The following is a 15,706-nucleotide window of genomic DNA, read 5'->3' as shown; positions in this document are numbered from 1 at the left end:
GTTTGTTTGACCCAGTTGTAGCGGAGTGTTACGCGCTCCACCCCATGACGCCCCACCTGCCCCTGGCGCTCGGCGCCATGAACTACGTGGAGATCATCCGCGACGCGTCCTTCATCGAGCTGGCCGTGCTGCTGCTCCTGATGGGCGTCTCCGTGGCCTCCTGGGCCCTCATCGCGATGAAGGCCACCCAGCTCGCCAAGGCTCGCGCACAGTCTCTCACCTTCCTCGACACCTTCTGGAAGGCCTCCCGGCTGGAGGCCATCTACCAGACAGCCCAGAAGCTGGACGCCTCGCCGCTCTCCAAGGTCTTCTGTGCGGGGTACGAGGAGCTGACCAAGCTGGCGCAGGCCAAGGAAGGCGGCGCCGAGGGCGCCATGGCGGAGCGGCTGGGCGGAATCGAGAACGTGGAGCGCGCGCTGATGCGGGCGTCCACGTCGCAAATCACCGAGCTGGAGGCCCGCGTGTCGTTCCTGGGCACGGTGGGCGCCGCGTCGCCCTTCGTCGGCCTGTTCGGCACGGTCATCGGCATCCTGAGCGCGTTCAACCAGATCGCCGAGCAGGGCAATGCGACGTTGGCCACGGTGGCGGCGCCGGTGGGCAACGCGCTGTTCGCCACGGCGGCGGGCCTGTTCGCGGCGATTCCGGCCGTGGTCGCCTACAACTCGTTCGTCAGCCGCATCAAGGTGTTCGACACGGAGATGTCCAACTTCTCCGCGGACTTCCTCAACATCATCAAGCGTCACTTCTTCCGGTAGGCGGACCTCGACCATGGGCATGGGCGGAGGCAATCGCGGCGGTGGCCGCACCACGATGAGCGAGATCAACGTCACGCCCATGGTGGACGTGATGCTGGTGCTGCTCATCATCTTCATGGTGACCGCGCCCCTCATCCAGCAGGGCGTGAAGGTGAACCTGCCGGAGACCAAGGCGGCCCCGGTGGAGGCGACCGAGAAGAAGGTCGTGCTCTCCATCGACGCGGGCAAGAAGGTCTACATCGGCGACGCGGAGGTGGCGCTCGAGGAGCTGGAGGCGAAGCTTGCCGCCAACGCCAAGGTGCAGGCCGACAAGGAGGTCTTCCTCCACGCCGACCGGGACGTGCCCTACGGCACCGTCGTGGAGGTGATGGCGGCCGCCCAGCGCGCGGGCATCAACAACGTGGGGATGATCACGGACCCTTCCACGGGCTCCAAGACGTCCAACACGCAGTCGACCTCGAAGAAGCCCAAGGAGGCGAAGCGCTAGCCCATGCACTCCGCGGTGAGCCACAGCCTGCTCCTCAGCAAGAGCTCACGGGTGTCGCCGTTCATCATCGCGTCGGTGGTGGGGCACGTGGCCCTGCTGCTGGCGGGGATGCTGTACGCCCACCTCAACGCCGGGCCCAAGGTGGACCTCACCGCGCAGCCCATCCGCGCCACGCTGGTGCGCCAGGGCAAGCCGCGCGACTCGAAGCTGCTGCCGCGCAAGGAAGCGCTGCCACCGCCGCCCAAGCAGGTGGACGCGCCCAAGCCCGCGCCCGAGGCGCCGCCCGCGCCCTCCTCCGCCGCCGTCGCGGTGCCCATCCCCGGCGTCAAGCCGGAGCCCTCGTCCGCGCCGAAGCCCACGCCGGTGAAGGGTGAGAAGGACGGCGAGGACCGGCGCAAGCGGCTGTTCGGCGCGTTCGACAAGACGGCCAAGGCGTCCGAGGAGGAGCCCGAGGGCGCCGAGGACGGCGACCCGGACGGCGACTCGGCCACCGCCGAGGGCGAGCGCTACTTCGGCCTCCTGCAGGCGCAGGTGCGCCGCAACTACAGCGTCGCGGACACGATTCCGGAGTCCGAGCGACTGCACCTCAAGGCCCTCGTGGCGCTGCGGCTGGGGCGCGCGGGCGAGGTGCTGGACGTGAGCCTCACCAAGCCCAGCGGCAATGATTTGTTCGACTCGGCGGTCGTCGCCGCCGTGCGCAAGGCCTCACCCTTCTCGCCTCCTCCCGACCACCTCCGAGACGCGCTGCAGAAGAACGGCGTCAACCTGATGTTCAACGCCCTATGAAAGCCCTGCTCCTCTCCCTCCTCCTCGTCCCGCTGGCGGCCTTCGCCCAGACGCCGACCATCGAAATCTCCGGCGCCAACTTCCGCCCGCTGCCGGTGGCGGTGGCCACGCCCCTCACCCAGAACGAGGGTGCCAAGGGCGCGGCGAACGCCTTCGACACCGCCTTCACCTTCGACCTCACCGCGTCCGGCATCCTCCAGGTGCTGGACCGCAAGAGCTTCACGGCCGACCCCAAGGAGGGCATGGCCGCGGGCACCATCACCTTCAGCCGCTGGGCGGACGTGGGCGCCGAGGCGCTGGTGAAGGTCTCGCTGGCGGACGACGCCGGCACGCTGCGCGGAGAGCTGCGCCTGTACAACGTGGGCACCGGCCGCGAAGACCTCAAGGTGACCAAGGACGCGCCGGTGAAGAACCCGTCGCTCTTGGCCCACCGGCTGGCGGACGCGCTCTACCGGCACTTCACCCGCGAGCCCAGCCCCTTCCTGTCGCGCATCACCTACGTGAAGAAGGCGGGCAACAACCGCGACATCGCCGTGGCGGACTGGGACGGCGGCAACGCCGTGACGCTCACCAAGGGCGGCATCAACATCCTGCCCTCGCTGAGCCAGGACGGCGCGCAGGTGGCCTATACGTCGTACCGCAAGAACCGGCCGGACCTCTGGGTGCAGCGCCCGGGTGGCGATGCGCGCATGGTGGTCTCCGACGGGCAGATGATCACCGGCGGCGCGTTCTCCCCGGACGGCAAGCGCCTGGCGTACTCGCAGGCCGAGGGTGAGAGCGCTCAAATCTACGTGGCCAACGCGGACGGCTCCGGCGCCAAGGCCGTCACCGACACGCCCTACGGCCTGAACACCAGCCCCACCTGGTCTCCCGACGGCAAGCGCATCGCCTTCGTGTCCAACCGCGGTGGCAGTCCGCAGATCTACATCATGGGCGCGGACGGCTCGGGCGTGCGGCGGCTCACCTTCCAGGGCAACTACAACCAGACGCCGGACTGGTCTCCTCGCGGCGACCTCATCGTCTTCACCGCGCGCGACGAGCGCAACGCGTTCGACCTGTTCACCATCCACGTCGAGACGGGCAAGGTCACGCGCCTGACGCAGGACCAGGGCAACAACGAGGAGCCCGCGTTCTCCCCCAACGGCCGGCTGGTGCTGTTCTCCTCCACGCGCGCGGGCGGCACGCAGCTGTTCGTGATGACGGCGGACGGCAACAACCAGCTGCCCCTGCGGGCGGAGAAGGGCACGCTGTTGACGCCCGACTGGGCGCCGCTCGCGGACAGCCAGCCGTAGGACTCGCGGAGCGTTGACAGGGGGCGCGTGCTCGGGTGCAGTCCCCGCGCATGAGCGCCTCCCTCCGTTCCCACTGGGGATTGGATCCCCAGGTCCGCTTCCTCAATCACGGTTCCTACGGTGCGTGCCCCACCGCCGTGCTCCAGAAGCAGTCGGAGCTGCGCGCGCGGATGGAGGCGGAGCCCGTCCGCTTCCTGCACCGTGAAATCGAGCCCCTGCTGGACGAGGCCCGCGGCGTGCTCGCGGACTTCCTCGACGCGGACACCGAGGACGTGTCCTTCGTCACCAACGCCACCAGCGGTGTCACCACGGTGCTGCGCTCGCTGCGCTTCCAGCCCGGCGACGAGCTGCTCACCACGGACCACGAATACAACGCGAGCCGCAACGCGCTGGACTTCGTCGCCGAGCACGGCGGCGCCAAGGTGGTGGTCGCGAAGCTGCCGTGGCCGGTGACGTCCGCTCGGTCCATCGTGGACACGGTGCTCGCGCACGTGACGCCACGCACGCGGCTGTTCCTCGTGGACCATGTCTCCAGCCAGACGGCGCTGGTGATGCCGCTGGCGAAGCTCGTCTCGGAGCTGCGCGCGCGCGGCGTGGAGACGCTGGTCGACGGCGCGCATGGGCCGGGCCAGGTGCCGCTGTCGCTGCGCTCGCTCGGCGCCGGCTACTACACGGGCAACTGCCACAAGTGGCTGTGCGCGCCCAAGGGCGCCGCGTTCCTGCACGTGCGCAGGGATTTGCAGCAGGGCCTGACGCCGCTGGCGGTGAGCCATGGGCGCAACTCGCCCCGCACGGACCGCTCCCGCTACCGGCTGTTGTTCGACTGGACGGGGACGCATGACCCATCCGCCGTGCTCTGCGTCCCGGAGGCACTGCGCGTGGTGGGTGGCCTGCTACCCGGCGGCTGGCCCGAGGTGATGGCGGCCAACCGGAGCAAGGCCCTGGCCGCGCGGGCCCTCCTGTGCGAGCGGCTGAAGGTCTCCCCCGCCTGCCCCGAGGACATGGTGGGCAGCATGGCGGTGGTGACGCTGCCACCGGGCTACCCGTTGGAGCCCGAAGCTCCGCTCTACCTGGACCCGCTCCACCTGCGCCTGTTCGACGAGCACCGCATCGAGGTGCCCATCGTCGCGTGGCCCCGGCCGCCCGAGCGGCACGTGCGACTGTCCGCGCAGCTCTACAACACCCCGGACGAGTACGCCGCGCTGGCAGACGCTTTGGAAGCGCTGCTCCGTTGAGTAGGCTGGATACACATATGCCGCGATTCGCCACCATCGACATCGGTACCAACTCCGTGCTGTTGCTGGTCGCGGAGCGCACCGGGGACGGCCGCTTCGAAGCCGTCCTCGAGCGCGCTGAAATCACCCGCCTGGGACGCGGCGTGGACGCCACCCGCCGCCTGTCTGCCGAGGGCATGGAGGCCACGCTGTCGGTGCTCGAGGCCTTCGCGCGCGAGGCGCGTGAGCAGGGCGCGCAGGACATCGCGGTGTCGGCCACCAGCGCCGCGCGCGACGCGGTGAACGGCGCGGAGTTCCTCGAGGCCGCGAAGACGCGCGCGGGCGTCACGGTGGAGATCATCTCAGGGCAGCTCGAAGCGGAGCTGTCGTTCGCCGCGGTGAGCTCGGACTTCTCGGGCGAGGCGGCTGGGCCCTTGCTGGTGTTGGACATCGGCGGAGGCTCCACCGAGTTCATCTACGGCAACCCCGCGGGCCACGTGGACTTCCGTCACAGCTTCGACGTGGGCGCGGTGCGGCTCACCGAGCGCTTCGTGCGTTCGGACCCGATGTCCGCCGAGGACCGCGCGCGCATCCAGGCGCACCTGCGCGACACGTTCAAGGCGCTGCCGCCTCCGCCTCCCGCCTCGGTGCTGGTGGGCGTGGCGGGCACGGTGACCACGGTGTACGCGGTGAAGCACGCCATCGACCCATACGACGCGGCGCGGGTGCACGGCGGCACGCTGTCGGTGGGCGAATTGAGCGCGCTGGTGGACCAGCTGTGCCGGCAGCCTCTCGAGGAGCGGCGCACGCTGCCGGGCATGCAGCCCAAGCGCGCGGACGTCATCCCCGCGGGTGCGCTCATCCTGCTGGAGGCGGTGAAGGCGCTGGGGCTGGATGGCTGCCGGGTGAGTGACCGGGGCTTGAGGTGGGGACTGCTCGCGCACCGCTTCGGCGCGGGGGCCTCCCGTTCATGAGCGCGCCCTCCGTGAGCGTCTCTCCTCCTCCGTCTCCGTCACCCTCGCCCACCAGCACGCCCGTGGCTCCGGCGACGAACGCCGGCTACGCGCTGCTCATCCTCACGCTCATCAACCTGGTCAACTACCTCGACCGATACATCGTCGCGGTGGCGCTGCCGGGCATCCAGCAGGAGTTCGGCATCAACGACACCCAGTCGGGCCTGCTCGGCACCATGTTCATCGTGGTGTTCATGCTGGCCTCGCCGCTGGGCGGCTTCCTCGGTGACCGGTATCCCCGCAAGTTCCTGGTGGCAGGTGGCGTGTTGTTGTGGAGCCTCGCCACGGGGGCCAGCGGGCTCGCGACGTCGTTCATCGCGCTGCTCGTCGCGCGGGCGGTGATTGGCATCGGCGAGGCGGGCTATGGCGCGGTGGCGCCGAGCATCATCTCGGACCTGTACCCTCGCGACCGGCGCACGCGGATGCTGGCGCTCTTCTACATCGCCATCCCCGTGGGCGCGGCCGCGGGCTACGGCCTGGGCGGCTGGCTGACGCAGAAGTACTCGTGGCACGTGGCCTTCTTCGCCGGAGGCGTGCCGGGCCTGATTCTGGGCGCGATGGCGTTCTTCATGCCGGAGCCCCAGCGTGGCGCCATGGACGGCCCGGACGCGCAGGTGAAGCTGCCCTTCATGGTCGGCCTGCGAGGCCTGGGACGCAACGCGGCCTTCTGGGCGGTGACGGCGGGCTACACGCTGATGACGTTCTCCATCGGCGGCCTGGGATTCTGGATGCCGACATACCTGGTGCGTGAGCGCGCGATGTCGGCGGACAGCTCCGGGTTCCTCTTCGGCGCGATTACGGCGGTGGCGGGCCTGTTGGGCACCGTGGCCGGCGGGTGGCTGGGCGACAAGCTGGACCGCAAGCGCGAGGGCGGTGGCCTGTGGATGTCGGGCATCGGCCTCCTGCTCGCGGCGCCGTGCATGTACCTGGCCGTGCACCTGAAGGACGTGGGGCCCACGTTCGCGGCCATCGGCGCCGCGCAGTTCCTCATCTTCCTCAACAGCGGTCCCATCAACGCGGCCATCGTCAACTGCGTGCCGCCCGCGTTCCGCGCCTTCGCCATGGGGCTCAACGTGCTGTGCATCCACCTGCTCGGGGATGCGATTTCGCCCACGCTCATCGGAAACATCGCCGACGCGTCCAACCTGCGCACCGCCATCGCGGTGAATGCCCTGCCCGTGCTGCTCGGCGGACTGGCGCTGCTCGTCGGCGCGAGGTTGTTCCGGGACGCCGTTCCCCGGGAGCGCGCTACCGCCTGACGGCGGCGTCCACCTTCGGCCGGTATTCGTCCGCCAGTCGCTCCACCTCGGTCGCCAGCCGCTCGCCATCCGCGAGCAGCAGCGCCTTGAGGCGCGCGCGGTTGCCCAGCATGAAGAACACGTCCACGTCCCGCCGCAGCACATCCGAGCGCTCCGAGAAGTAGAGCGTGAAGAGGGCCAGCGGCGGCACCGCGATGAAGGTGAAGAGCGCGAGGAGCGCGCCCCCCAGCACACCCGCCGTCACGGTGAGCGCCGCCCACCAGACGAGCATCACGACGAAGCCCGTGAGGAACTTCACCGTCGCCTGCACGTCGAGTTCCGCCTTGCGGCTGGCGGCCCGAGGCACCTGGTACGGCAGCCAGAACAGCACGAGCCCCAGCACGAACAGCGGCAGCCCGAACACCAGCGCGAGCAGGTTCTTCACGATGAACGACGCGACATTGCCCGGGCGGTAGACGAGCGCCAGGTCCGACGGTCCCGTCGCGTGCACCAGGTCCAACCGACGCTTGAAGGACGTGAGCTGGGCGCGCAGGTCCTCGAAGCGCTCCGGCTCCTGGGTGCGGAAGAGCTGCACGCCACGAGCCCACAAGCGCAGTCGCTCCGCGTCCAGCGCCCCTCCCTGCTTGAAGGCGAAGAGCTGCTCGGCGAGCTGAATCAACGGCAGGTCCGCCCACTGCTCCAGGTTGAGCGTCACCGCGCGCAGCCCCTCGGCGATGCGCTCGGTCAGCGCGCGCACCGAGTCCTGCTCCGAGGCGGCGTCCACGGGCTGGAACGCGGTGGCGTCGATGGCGGGCCCCACGTCGATGAGGACCTCGCTGCGGAACACGTGCTTCTCCGCGTAGGTGAGGCCCACGGGGACGATGCGCACGGGCGCGCCCTCTCGCACCGCGCTCAGGGCGATGCGCGACGCGCCCGTCTTCAGCTCCGCGAGCCCGGGCTCCGAGTGGCTCTTGCCCTCGGGGAAGATGGTGATGGCGCGGCCCTGCACGAGCGCGCCCTTGGCGGCCTCGAGCGTGCCCTCGTTGCCGCCCATCTTCGTCGGGTCATCCTGCTTGCGATACACCGGCAGCGCATCGAGCCCCTTCAGCAGCCAGCCGATGACGGGCATGCGGAAAAGCGGCGCCTTCGCGAGGAACGTCACCTTGCGGCGCGTGAGGATGAAGACGAGCCCGGGGTCGATGAGTCCATTGGGGTGGTTGCCCACGAAGAGCACGGGCCCCTCGGGCTCGGCGCCGGAGGCATTCACCCTCACCCGGTAGAACAGGCGCAGACACACCGCCACCACGGCACGGACACAGGCGTAGAACACGCCGGGGACTGTACCTCACGCGGCGCGGACGGCGCTCACGGGTACTTGTCCACCACCAGGATGACGCCCGTGTTGTCCTGCACCACGGAGAACCCCTTCATAGGGCTCGGGTAGGCAATCAACCCCTCGCCATCGCGGTCCCACCTCGCGTCGAGCAGGATTCCGCAGAACGGCACGGACATGGCGCCGCTCTCCGGCAGGAAGACGCGGTCATAGCGGCCGAACACGCGGTGCTTCGTCACATAGAGCCGCCCGCCAATGCGAGCGCCGGGAAGCACCTTCTCCCCTTCGTCCCGGGGCAGCGCGATGACGAAGCTGTAGTTGTAACGCGCCGGTCCCGGGTGGTCCTGGATGGCATCCACGATGACGGGGAGCTTGTCGCCAGGCTTGAGCCCCAGCCGCTCCATCTGCACCAGCGCGCCCTTCGGACACGTCCCCTCCGGCGGCATCCACTTGGGGCGCTCCGGCGCGTCGGTGACGTCCTGCGTGTGGCGGCACCCCGCGCCCCAGAGGCCCGTCAGCAGCAGCGCCATCCACCCCGTGGACCCGAGCCTCATCAGAACGTCCCGATGCTGAAGTGGAACTGCGTGCGCGCCTCGTTCACTTCCTCGTCCGGGTCCAGGTTGAAGCCCACGTCGAACGCGAGGGGGCCCACCGGCGTCATGTACCGCAGGCCCATGCCCGCCGCGTAGCGCAGCCGCTCCAAATCCAGCCGAGTCCTGTCCAGCCACAGGTTGCCCGCCTCGAAGAACAGGCCCAGGTCCAACGACGTCAGCGCAGGCAGCCGCAGCTCCGCCTTGCCCAAGGTGAAGAGCTCACCGCCCTGGCTCGCCGGCACCTGCCCCGCGAGCACCGCCTTCAGCTCGCCCGAGCACCCCGTCGGGCTGATGAGCGAGCGACAGTCGCGCAGCCGCTGATGCAGCGCCTCACGCACGTCCTCGGGCAGAACGCCGTCCTCGCGGAAGCCGCGCAGGCTCGACGAGCCGCCCAGGTAGAACAGCTTCGAGCCGATGGGCTGTGCGCCCATCTCCATCGGGACGATGGTGCCCGCGCGCGCCGACAGCGCGAGGCTCGCTCGACGCCCGAGCGGGATGTAGCCACTCAAGCTGCTCGCCAGCTTCAGACCGTTGATGGGGAACGCAGGCACGGCGTTGCCCGCGACATCCGTGGGGCTCACGCTGATGCCACGCGTGAGCTCCGCGCTGCTGATGAGCACCAGCCCACGCCGGGGGTTCGTCGCGTCGTCACGGAAGTCGAGCGTGATTGCGGGCCGCAGCGAGTGCAGCACGAAGTCGCCGAACGGATAGCGCAGCCGCTCCTGGTCCGCGCGGTTGAGCAGCTCCAGCACGCCGGCGCGCGAGCGCAGCCGGTTGTTCTCCACTTCGTACGACAGCGAGACGTTGAACCAGGACGCCACCGCCCAGTCCAACGCCGCCGCCGCCGCGAGCCGCGAGGACACGTACGAGGGCCGGTGCACACGCTCGGCGATCAGGTCCAGTCGCGCGCCCACCTCGAACGGCAGCAGGAAGTACAGCCGAGGCTGCGAGAGCGCGAGGTTGCCACGGCCACCCAGTCCGCTCAGTCCCTGGAGCTCCACGTCACAGCCCGCCGAGGCCGCGCCGCCCGACTGCTCACACGCAATCCGCCGGTCCGCCGACAATGCTTCCGCGCTCCAGCCCGCGTAGTTCACCTTGCCGCGCGCCAGCAGGCTCAGGCCCAGTCCATCCAGGTTGCGGTACGCCGTATCCAGGGTGATTCGAGGACCGTCGACCAGGAAGTAGCCGCCGGACACCTGGCCATCGAGGCGAGGGCGCTCGTGCACCGTCACCACCACGTCCTTGGACGCCTCGCGCCGCGTGGGGTCCGCGAGCGTCACGTCCACCTGACGGAACAAGCCCAGCCGCGCGAGCCTGCGCTGACCCTCGGTGAGCGAGTCCATGGCCAGCGGCTGCCCCTCCTCCAGGTTCAGGTTGGCCATGATGAGGTCCGGGTCCGTGCGCGTCAGGCCCTGCACCAGCACCTTGCCCACCTTCACCTGCGGCCCCGTGTCCGCGTTGAACACCACCGTCGCGACCTGGTCGCCCTCCTCCAGCGAGGACTTCGTCGTGACGCGGGCGAAGAGGTAGCCCTGCGTGCCCAGCCCGCGCTCCAGCGCCACGCGCGCCGCCTCCACCGCCTCGAAGCTCAGCGGTAGGCCCTCGTGCACCCCCATGCCCGAGGCCGTCGCGCGCGCGGCCTTTGTGTCCGGGAACCCGTCGGGGACGACCTGCTTCACGCGCGTCTGGGGCCCCTCCACCACGTCGAAGTCCGCCGCCGCCGTGCGCGTGCGAGCATCCACCGTCAGCCCCCGGAGCGTCACCACCACCGACAAGAAGCCCCGCTCACGGTACTGCTCCATCATCGACTCCGTGGCCTCCAGCCACGCGTCCTCGACGTACACCGTGGCCGGGTCCGGCACCGGCTCCGTGGCGCCAGGCCCGCGGCCGTGACGACCCTCGACGTCCAGCGGGTCGTCCTGGAGCCGCAGGTCCAGCTCCGGCTGGAGCTCCCCGGCGCGGATGCGCTCCGCCAGCACCTCTCTCAGAGTGCCCGAGCCCAGCGACGCGTTGCCATGGAAGCGGACCTCGCTGACGCGCAGGGGCTGGCCCTCGTCCACGTCGAAGGCCAGCACCGCCACCTCACCATCCGGCCGCAGCACCTCGCGCGGACGCACGCGCGCGTCGTGGAACCCCCGGTGCCGGTAGAACGACTCCACCCGCCGCGCCAGCCGTCCGGCCACCACCTCGTCGAGCGGCTCGGCCACGTCGTACGCCAGCACCCGCTCCAGCACCTCGGCCGTGAAGCGGTGGTTGCCATGGAAGCGCACGCTGTAGCGAGGCCCCGCCGACAGCGGCACCGACACCGACGCGGCGCTCCCCTCCACCAGCACCGCGGGCGCGCCCACCTGCGCGCGCCAGTGCCCCGCCTCGCGCAACACCGTGCGCAGCTGGTCCAACCCCGCGTCCAGCCGCACACGGTCGAACACCTCACCGGGGCGCATCGCGAGCGCCGCCAGCAAGCGGGGCAGCGGCAGGCCCGGGCTGCCGGAGAAGTTCACCTGTCGAACCAGCGTCGGCTGCCCCTCGGTGACGTGCAGCGACACCTGGATGCCCAGGGGCAGCGGCTCCTGCGTGGCCGTCACGCGCACGGAGTCGTAGCCCTTGCGCTGATATGCCTGGAGCACACCGGACACGGCGCCCTCCAGTTCCTCCTGGTCCAGCGGGCCGCCCTCCAGCAGGCCGCTGGCGTCGAGCAGCTCCCCGTCCGTCAGCACCTGGTTCCCGTCGAAGCGAAGCCGCGCCAACCGCGACACGGGCGTGAGCTGGAACACCAGTCGCACCCCGCCGCGCACCTCCTCCGCGCGCGCCACCACGTCCGAGAACCGCCCCGTGGCCCACAGTCGCTCCACCGAGCGGCGCACCAACGAAGGCATCAGCGCCTGGCCCTTGCGCACCGCCACCAGGCCGCTGAGCCCCTCGGCGTCCTCGCCTCCGGGCAGGTGCAGCTCCACGGCCACCACGTTCTGACCGGCGGCGCGGGCCTCGGGCGCCTGGGCGCGCGCGGAGGCCGAGGCCAGGACGCACAGCCAGAGCCCCAGCGCCACCGCGGCGCGGGTTACTCGACCTCCCAGCTGAGCTTCAGCTCGAGCCCGAGGTTGCCAAACGAGGCTTCGCTGTTCTCGTTGTCCCACTGGGCCTGCGCGGAAAGTCTGTCGTCGAAGCGGTACTCGGCACGCGCCCGCGTTCCGCGCCCACTCACCGGTTGAGTCATCCCGATTTTAAGCTGCTCGCTGAGGAACTTCGACTCCAGTTGCGCGGTGGGCTCCGCTTGTCGGGTGGCGTCATTGTAGGTGGTGGATATCTGGAGGGACAAATCCCTCAGCACCGGATTGCTGGGGAGAAACCGCTGGACCTGCCGGTCCAGACCCGACGCGTTGAAGAGGGCCTCGGCCGCCAGCCCGGCTCCGGCCGACGCCGCGGTGTCCCGGTCCGACGAGGTGAACCCCAGGGTGAGCAGGGAGACGATGTCCCCTTCCACCAGCGCGGGCTCCGACGAGAGGAGGATCTGCGGGTCCGTGGGCTTGCCGAAGGCGTGCAGCTTCACCAGGAACTCACGCACCTGCGTCTGGGCCTGGACCTCGAAGACGGGCTCCAGGCTGGTGGCGTCCTGGAACTCCAGCTGCCCCTGGCTGATGGTGAACGGGTTGTTGCGGAAGAACGCCTGGCTGCCCTCGGCCAGTTCCACCCGCCCCAAGAGGCCCGGCCGCAGGTCCGTCCCCGTCAGCCGCACGTCCCCGAGCATTCGCGCCTTGGCCAGGTTGTTGTCCACGCGCACGTCCCCGAAGTGGACGTTCACATCCCAGATGACCCACGGCTTCAGCGCCTCGCCCAGGGCCGCGGACGGCGAGGGCGCCTGCACCGGCGCGCGCTTCTGCATGGACTTCAGCAGCGCCTCCACGTCCAGCGCCTTCTGGTAGCGCATCTTGACGATGTCGATGCCGCCGGTGACGGTGAAGCCCTTGGGCGGCCCCACCACCTGGAGCAGGCCGGAGAACGTCGCCGGCAGGTCCTCGGTGAGCCGGTAGGGCACCTCGTCCAGCTGCACCGTGAGCCCCAGCCGCTGGGGCAGGAAGCGCGACAGCCGCACGTCGCCGCGCGCGGACACCTTGCCCTCGTTGACCAGGCCCCGCAGGTGCTCCACCAACACGCGCTGGCCCGTCAGCTCCACGCGCCCGGACATGTTGCGGACGTTGATGGGCAGGTCCCGCATCGCCACGCGCAGGTCCAACAGCTCCGCGCTCCCCACCACCGAGGGCGCCTCCAGCGTCCCCGTCGCCTCCGCGTCCACGGTGAGCCGCCCCGTGGAGCGCTCCACCATCGACGGCAGCAGGGACTCCAGGAGGCGCAGGTCCCCACCTCCGCGCAGCGTCACGCCGATGCCGCCGCGCGTGGTCATCCAGCCGCCCATGTTCAGGTCCACGTACGGCCCGAGGAAGCGGAACGGCTGCACCTCCAGCCGCCCCTTCTCGAAGGCGAGCGAGATGGGCGCCGTGTTCTCCGCGCGCACGTCGTCACGCGACAGCACCAGCCGGTCCACCGTCGCGCGCACCTGCGCGGCCTGGGGCTCCATCAGCGGCCCCTTCGCAGTGAGCGAGCCGGACACCTGGCCGGACACGCCCGCCCACAGCGGCTCCTCCGGCAGCAGCGTGCGAATCTCCGGCAGCGCCAGCGTGAGCGACGCGTCGTAGGGCCACGTGTCCTGCACCTTCATCTTCACGCGGCCGTTGGCGTCCTGGAAGGGCCGGCCCCAGACCTCGAAGTCCTTGCCCACCAGCCGCCCGGTGAGGTCCATGGCGCCCAGGTTGCGGCCATCCAGGGCGATGTGCGGCGACTTCAGCGTGACGTCCACCACGGGGACGTCGGACGTGCCGGAGACGACGCCGTCCATCACCATCGTCCCCGTGAGCCCCATGCGCTCGGCCAGCTCCGGCCCCACCGTCTCCCCGAGCGACAGCCCGTCCCCGCCGAAGCGGTAGTCCAGCCCGCCCGCGAACAGCAGCGTGCCCTCCGCCCAGGTGCGGCCCAGCGGGCCCTTCAGCTCCGTGCGCTCGAGCACCATGGCCTTGCCGTCCACGAAGCGCAGCCGCGCCGAGCCGTCCCCCATGCGCCGCCCGTAGTACGTGGTGTCCTTCACGTCGAAGGCCACCAGCCCCTCCAGCTTCTCGATGGGGCTGTCCACCTCCACGCGTCCGGACGCCGTGCCGCCCAGCGTGCCCTGCATCACCGCCAGCGACGGCGTGAGGCCCGCCACCACGTCGACCAGGTCCTCGGTGCGCCCCTGCGGGACGTTCACCTCGAGCTTCAGGTTGAGCAGCCGACCGAAGCCCACCGCCGCCTTGCCGTAGTACTGCGTGCGCCCCTTCTGTCCCGTGAACGAGGGGAAGGCCAGCACCCCATCCGAGTAGCCCAGCTTCCCCTGCAGCACGCCCAGGTTGAAGCCCCAGAAGACGAAGTCGCGGAACGACAGGCCCGACTCCACCTTCACCTCGGACACGGGCCCCGTGATCGAGTACGTCGCGTTGCCGCGCCCCGCCCACTTCAGCCCGGCGATGTGGCCGAAGTCCGACAGGTCCACATCGCCCTGCCCGTGGATGTCCAGCCCCAGGCCATTGCCGATGAGCAGCCCCACCTCGGCCTGCACGCGCGAGCGGCCCACCTCCGCCTGGACATGGTTGAAGGACACGCGGTCCGTCTGCAGCCGCACCTGCGCCTGCGCCCGCCCCTTGTCGAACTCCAGGATGTGGATGCCCTCGCTGGCGGGGGCGTCATAGGCGCGCGTGGCCAGCCGGAAGCGGCCGGTGCGCAAGTCGAGCGGCCCGGACAGCGAGAAGCGCGGCAACAGGTTGCCGGAGAGCTGCGCCTCGAGCGACGCGGGGAAGTCCACCCACGAGCCCTTCACGCCCGCCTTGTCCAGGATGCGCGCCAGCGACGCGTCCTCCGTCTTCAGGCTCACCTCCAGCGGGAGCAGCGGCGTCAGCAGCAGCTTGCCCGTGGCGCGCACCCGCCCCATGCCCACCGGAACCACCACCTCCTCCAACCGCACCTCGTCGCCCGCGTAGGACAGCCGCGCGGAGATGTTCGCGGGACCGAAGCGCTCGTAGCCCAGCCCGTTGCCGGACAGCTCCAGCGACACCGCGGGAGACTCGGGCCTGCCGGCGATGGACACGCGGCTCCACAGGTGGCCCGTCGCCGGCTTCGGCAACAGCTTCGCCTGCGACAGCGTGCGCAGCGGCAGGAAGATCTGCGCGTCCAGCGCCAGGTGCGGCTGGCAGAGCGAGTCCACCCGTCCTGATACCGTGGTGCTGATGTCATCCAGTGACACCTCCGCGCGCTCCAGCTCCAGCAGCGCCTCGTCCGGGTCCACCGCGCCGGCGATGGCCAGCCGCTGCAGCGCCAGCTCCTGGCCTCCGGGCCCCAGCCGCACGAGCCCCCGACGCGCCTCCACGTCCAGCTCGATGACGCCCCAGCGCTCCGCCCAGCGGACATCCAGGTCGGCCACCTCCACGCGGCGTCCCTCCGGCAGCGCCACGCGCACCTCGGCGCCGACGATGTCCAGCCGCGCCACCCGCACCCGCTCCAGCGGGTCCAGGAAGCAGCCCTCCGACTTCGTCTCGGGACGCTCGCGGGGCTGGGACACGTCCAGCGACAGCCGCGGACGCACCGCGCGCACCGAGGCGAACGTCAGCCTTCCAGAGAGGGGACGCAGGAAGCCGAACTGCACCTCCGCCAGGTCCGCCGCCAACAGCGGCGTGTCCGCACCCGGCTGGAAGAGCGAGAAGCCGTGCACCAGCACGCGCGAGCCGAGCGGGTCCAACTCACAGCGGCCGATGCCCACGTCCAGGCCGAGCACGTCCGGCAGGTGTCGCCGCGCCACCGTGCAGGCCACCTCCCACGTGGCGGGCATGCGCAACGCGAGGACACTCCCCGAGATGACGAGGAGCACGAGCAGCAGCGCTCGAAGCGCACCGTTGCGGCTCTGTGTGGCCAAAGCC

The 15,706-nt window shown here is 70.5% G+C and carries 11 protein-coding genes; 7 read left to right on the top strand and 4 right to left on the bottom strand.

Features of this window, described 5'->3' with window-relative positions; all coding sequences use genetic code 11:
* Window positions 1–44: 44 nt before the first annotated feature.
* Genes VZQ01_RS29870 through VZQ01_RS29840 form a run of 7 tightly spaced genes read left to right on the top strand, consistent with a single transcriptional unit; the run spans window position 45 to window position 6,806 of the window.
* Window positions 45–755, top strand: a complete 711-nt coding sequence (locus tag VZQ01_RS29870; RefSeq protein ID WP_046715628.1) for a MotA/TolQ/ExbB proton channel family protein — start codon at window positions 45–47, stop codon at window positions 753–755.
* Window positions 756–768: 13 nt separating this feature from the next.
* On the top strand, window positions 769–1,242 hold the full coding sequence (tolR, locus tag VZQ01_RS29865) for a protein TolR (RefSeq protein ID WP_141323753.1): 474 nt from the start codon (window positions 769–771) through the stop codon (window positions 1,240–1,242).
* Window positions 1,243–1,245: 3 nt separating this feature from the next.
* Window positions 1,246–2,028 (top strand): TonB family protein, encoded by a 783-nt coding sequence (locus tag VZQ01_RS29860; RefSeq protein ID WP_141323752.1) that lies wholly within the window; start codon window positions 1,246–1,248, stop codon window positions 2,026–2,028.
* A complete protein-coding gene (locus VZQ01_RS29855) occupies window positions 2,025–3,320 on the top strand; it encodes an LpqB family beta-propeller domain-containing protein (RefSeq protein ID WP_248541910.1) in 1,296 nt (431 codons plus the stop codon). The genes VZQ01_RS29860 and VZQ01_RS29855 overlap by 4 nt, the downstream gene beginning before the upstream one ends.
* A 50-nt stretch (window positions 3,321–3,370) precedes the next feature.
* Window positions 3,371–4,555, top strand: coding sequence for an aminotransferase class V-fold PLP-dependent enzyme (locus VZQ01_RS29850; protein ID WP_267699826.1), 1,185 nt, complete (start codon window positions 3,371–3,373; stop codon window positions 4,553–4,555).
* A gap of 17 nt (window positions 4,556–4,572) precedes the next feature.
* Window positions 4,573–5,508: a Ppx/GppA phosphatase family protein gene (locus tag VZQ01_RS29845; RefSeq protein ID WP_426745329.1), complete on the top strand. Its 936-nt coding sequence runs from the start codon at window positions 4,573–4,575 to the stop codon at window positions 5,506–5,508.
* Window positions 5,505–6,806, top strand: a complete 1,302-nt coding sequence (locus tag VZQ01_RS29840) for a spinster family MFS transporter (protein ID WP_426745328.1) — start codon at window positions 5,505–5,507, stop codon at window positions 6,804–6,806. The genes VZQ01_RS29845 and VZQ01_RS29840 overlap by 4 nt, the downstream gene beginning before the upstream one ends.
* Here VZQ01_RS29840 and VZQ01_RS29835 read toward each other — a convergent pair.
* Genes VZQ01_RS29835 through VZQ01_RS29820 form a run of 4 tightly spaced genes read right to left on the bottom strand, consistent with a single transcriptional unit; the run spans window position 6,796 to window position 15,702 of the window.
* The gene (locus VZQ01_RS29835) at window positions 6,796–8,115 is read right to left on the bottom strand and encodes a lysophospholipid acyltransferase family protein (protein WP_426745327.1); all 1,320 of its coding nucleotides are present in this window, start codon (window positions 8,113–8,115) and stop codon (window positions 6,796–6,798) included. The two genes, VZQ01_RS29840 and VZQ01_RS29835, sit on opposite strands and share 11 nt — an antisense overlap.
* 35 nt (window positions 8,116–8,150) lie before the next feature.
* A complete protein-coding gene (locus VZQ01_RS29830; RefSeq protein WP_046715636.1) occupies window positions 8,151–8,672 on the bottom strand; it encodes a hypothetical protein in 522 nt (173 codons plus the stop codon).
* Window positions 8,672–11,758, bottom strand: coding sequence for a POTRA domain-containing protein (locus VZQ01_RS29825; protein ID WP_223748143.1), 3,087 nt, complete (start codon window positions 11,756–11,758; stop codon window positions 8,672–8,674). The genes VZQ01_RS29830 and VZQ01_RS29825 overlap by 1 nt, the downstream gene beginning before the upstream one ends.
* A gap of 11 nt (window positions 11,759–11,769) precedes the next feature.
* Window positions 11,770–15,702: a translocation/assembly module TamB domain-containing protein gene (locus tag VZQ01_RS29820; RefSeq protein ID WP_426745326.1), complete on the bottom strand. Its 3,933-nt coding sequence runs from the start codon at window positions 15,700–15,702 to the stop codon at window positions 11,770–11,772.
* Between the last annotated feature and the right edge of the window lie 4 nt (window positions 15,703–15,706).

The sequence above is a fragment of the Myxococcus faecalis genome (genome assembly GCF_050039385.1).
Taxonomy (GTDB): Bacteria; Myxococcota; Myxococcia; order Myxococcales; family Myxococcaceae; genus Myxococcus; species Myxococcus fulvus.
This window is presented reverse-complemented; position numbering and strand designations above follow the sequence as displayed.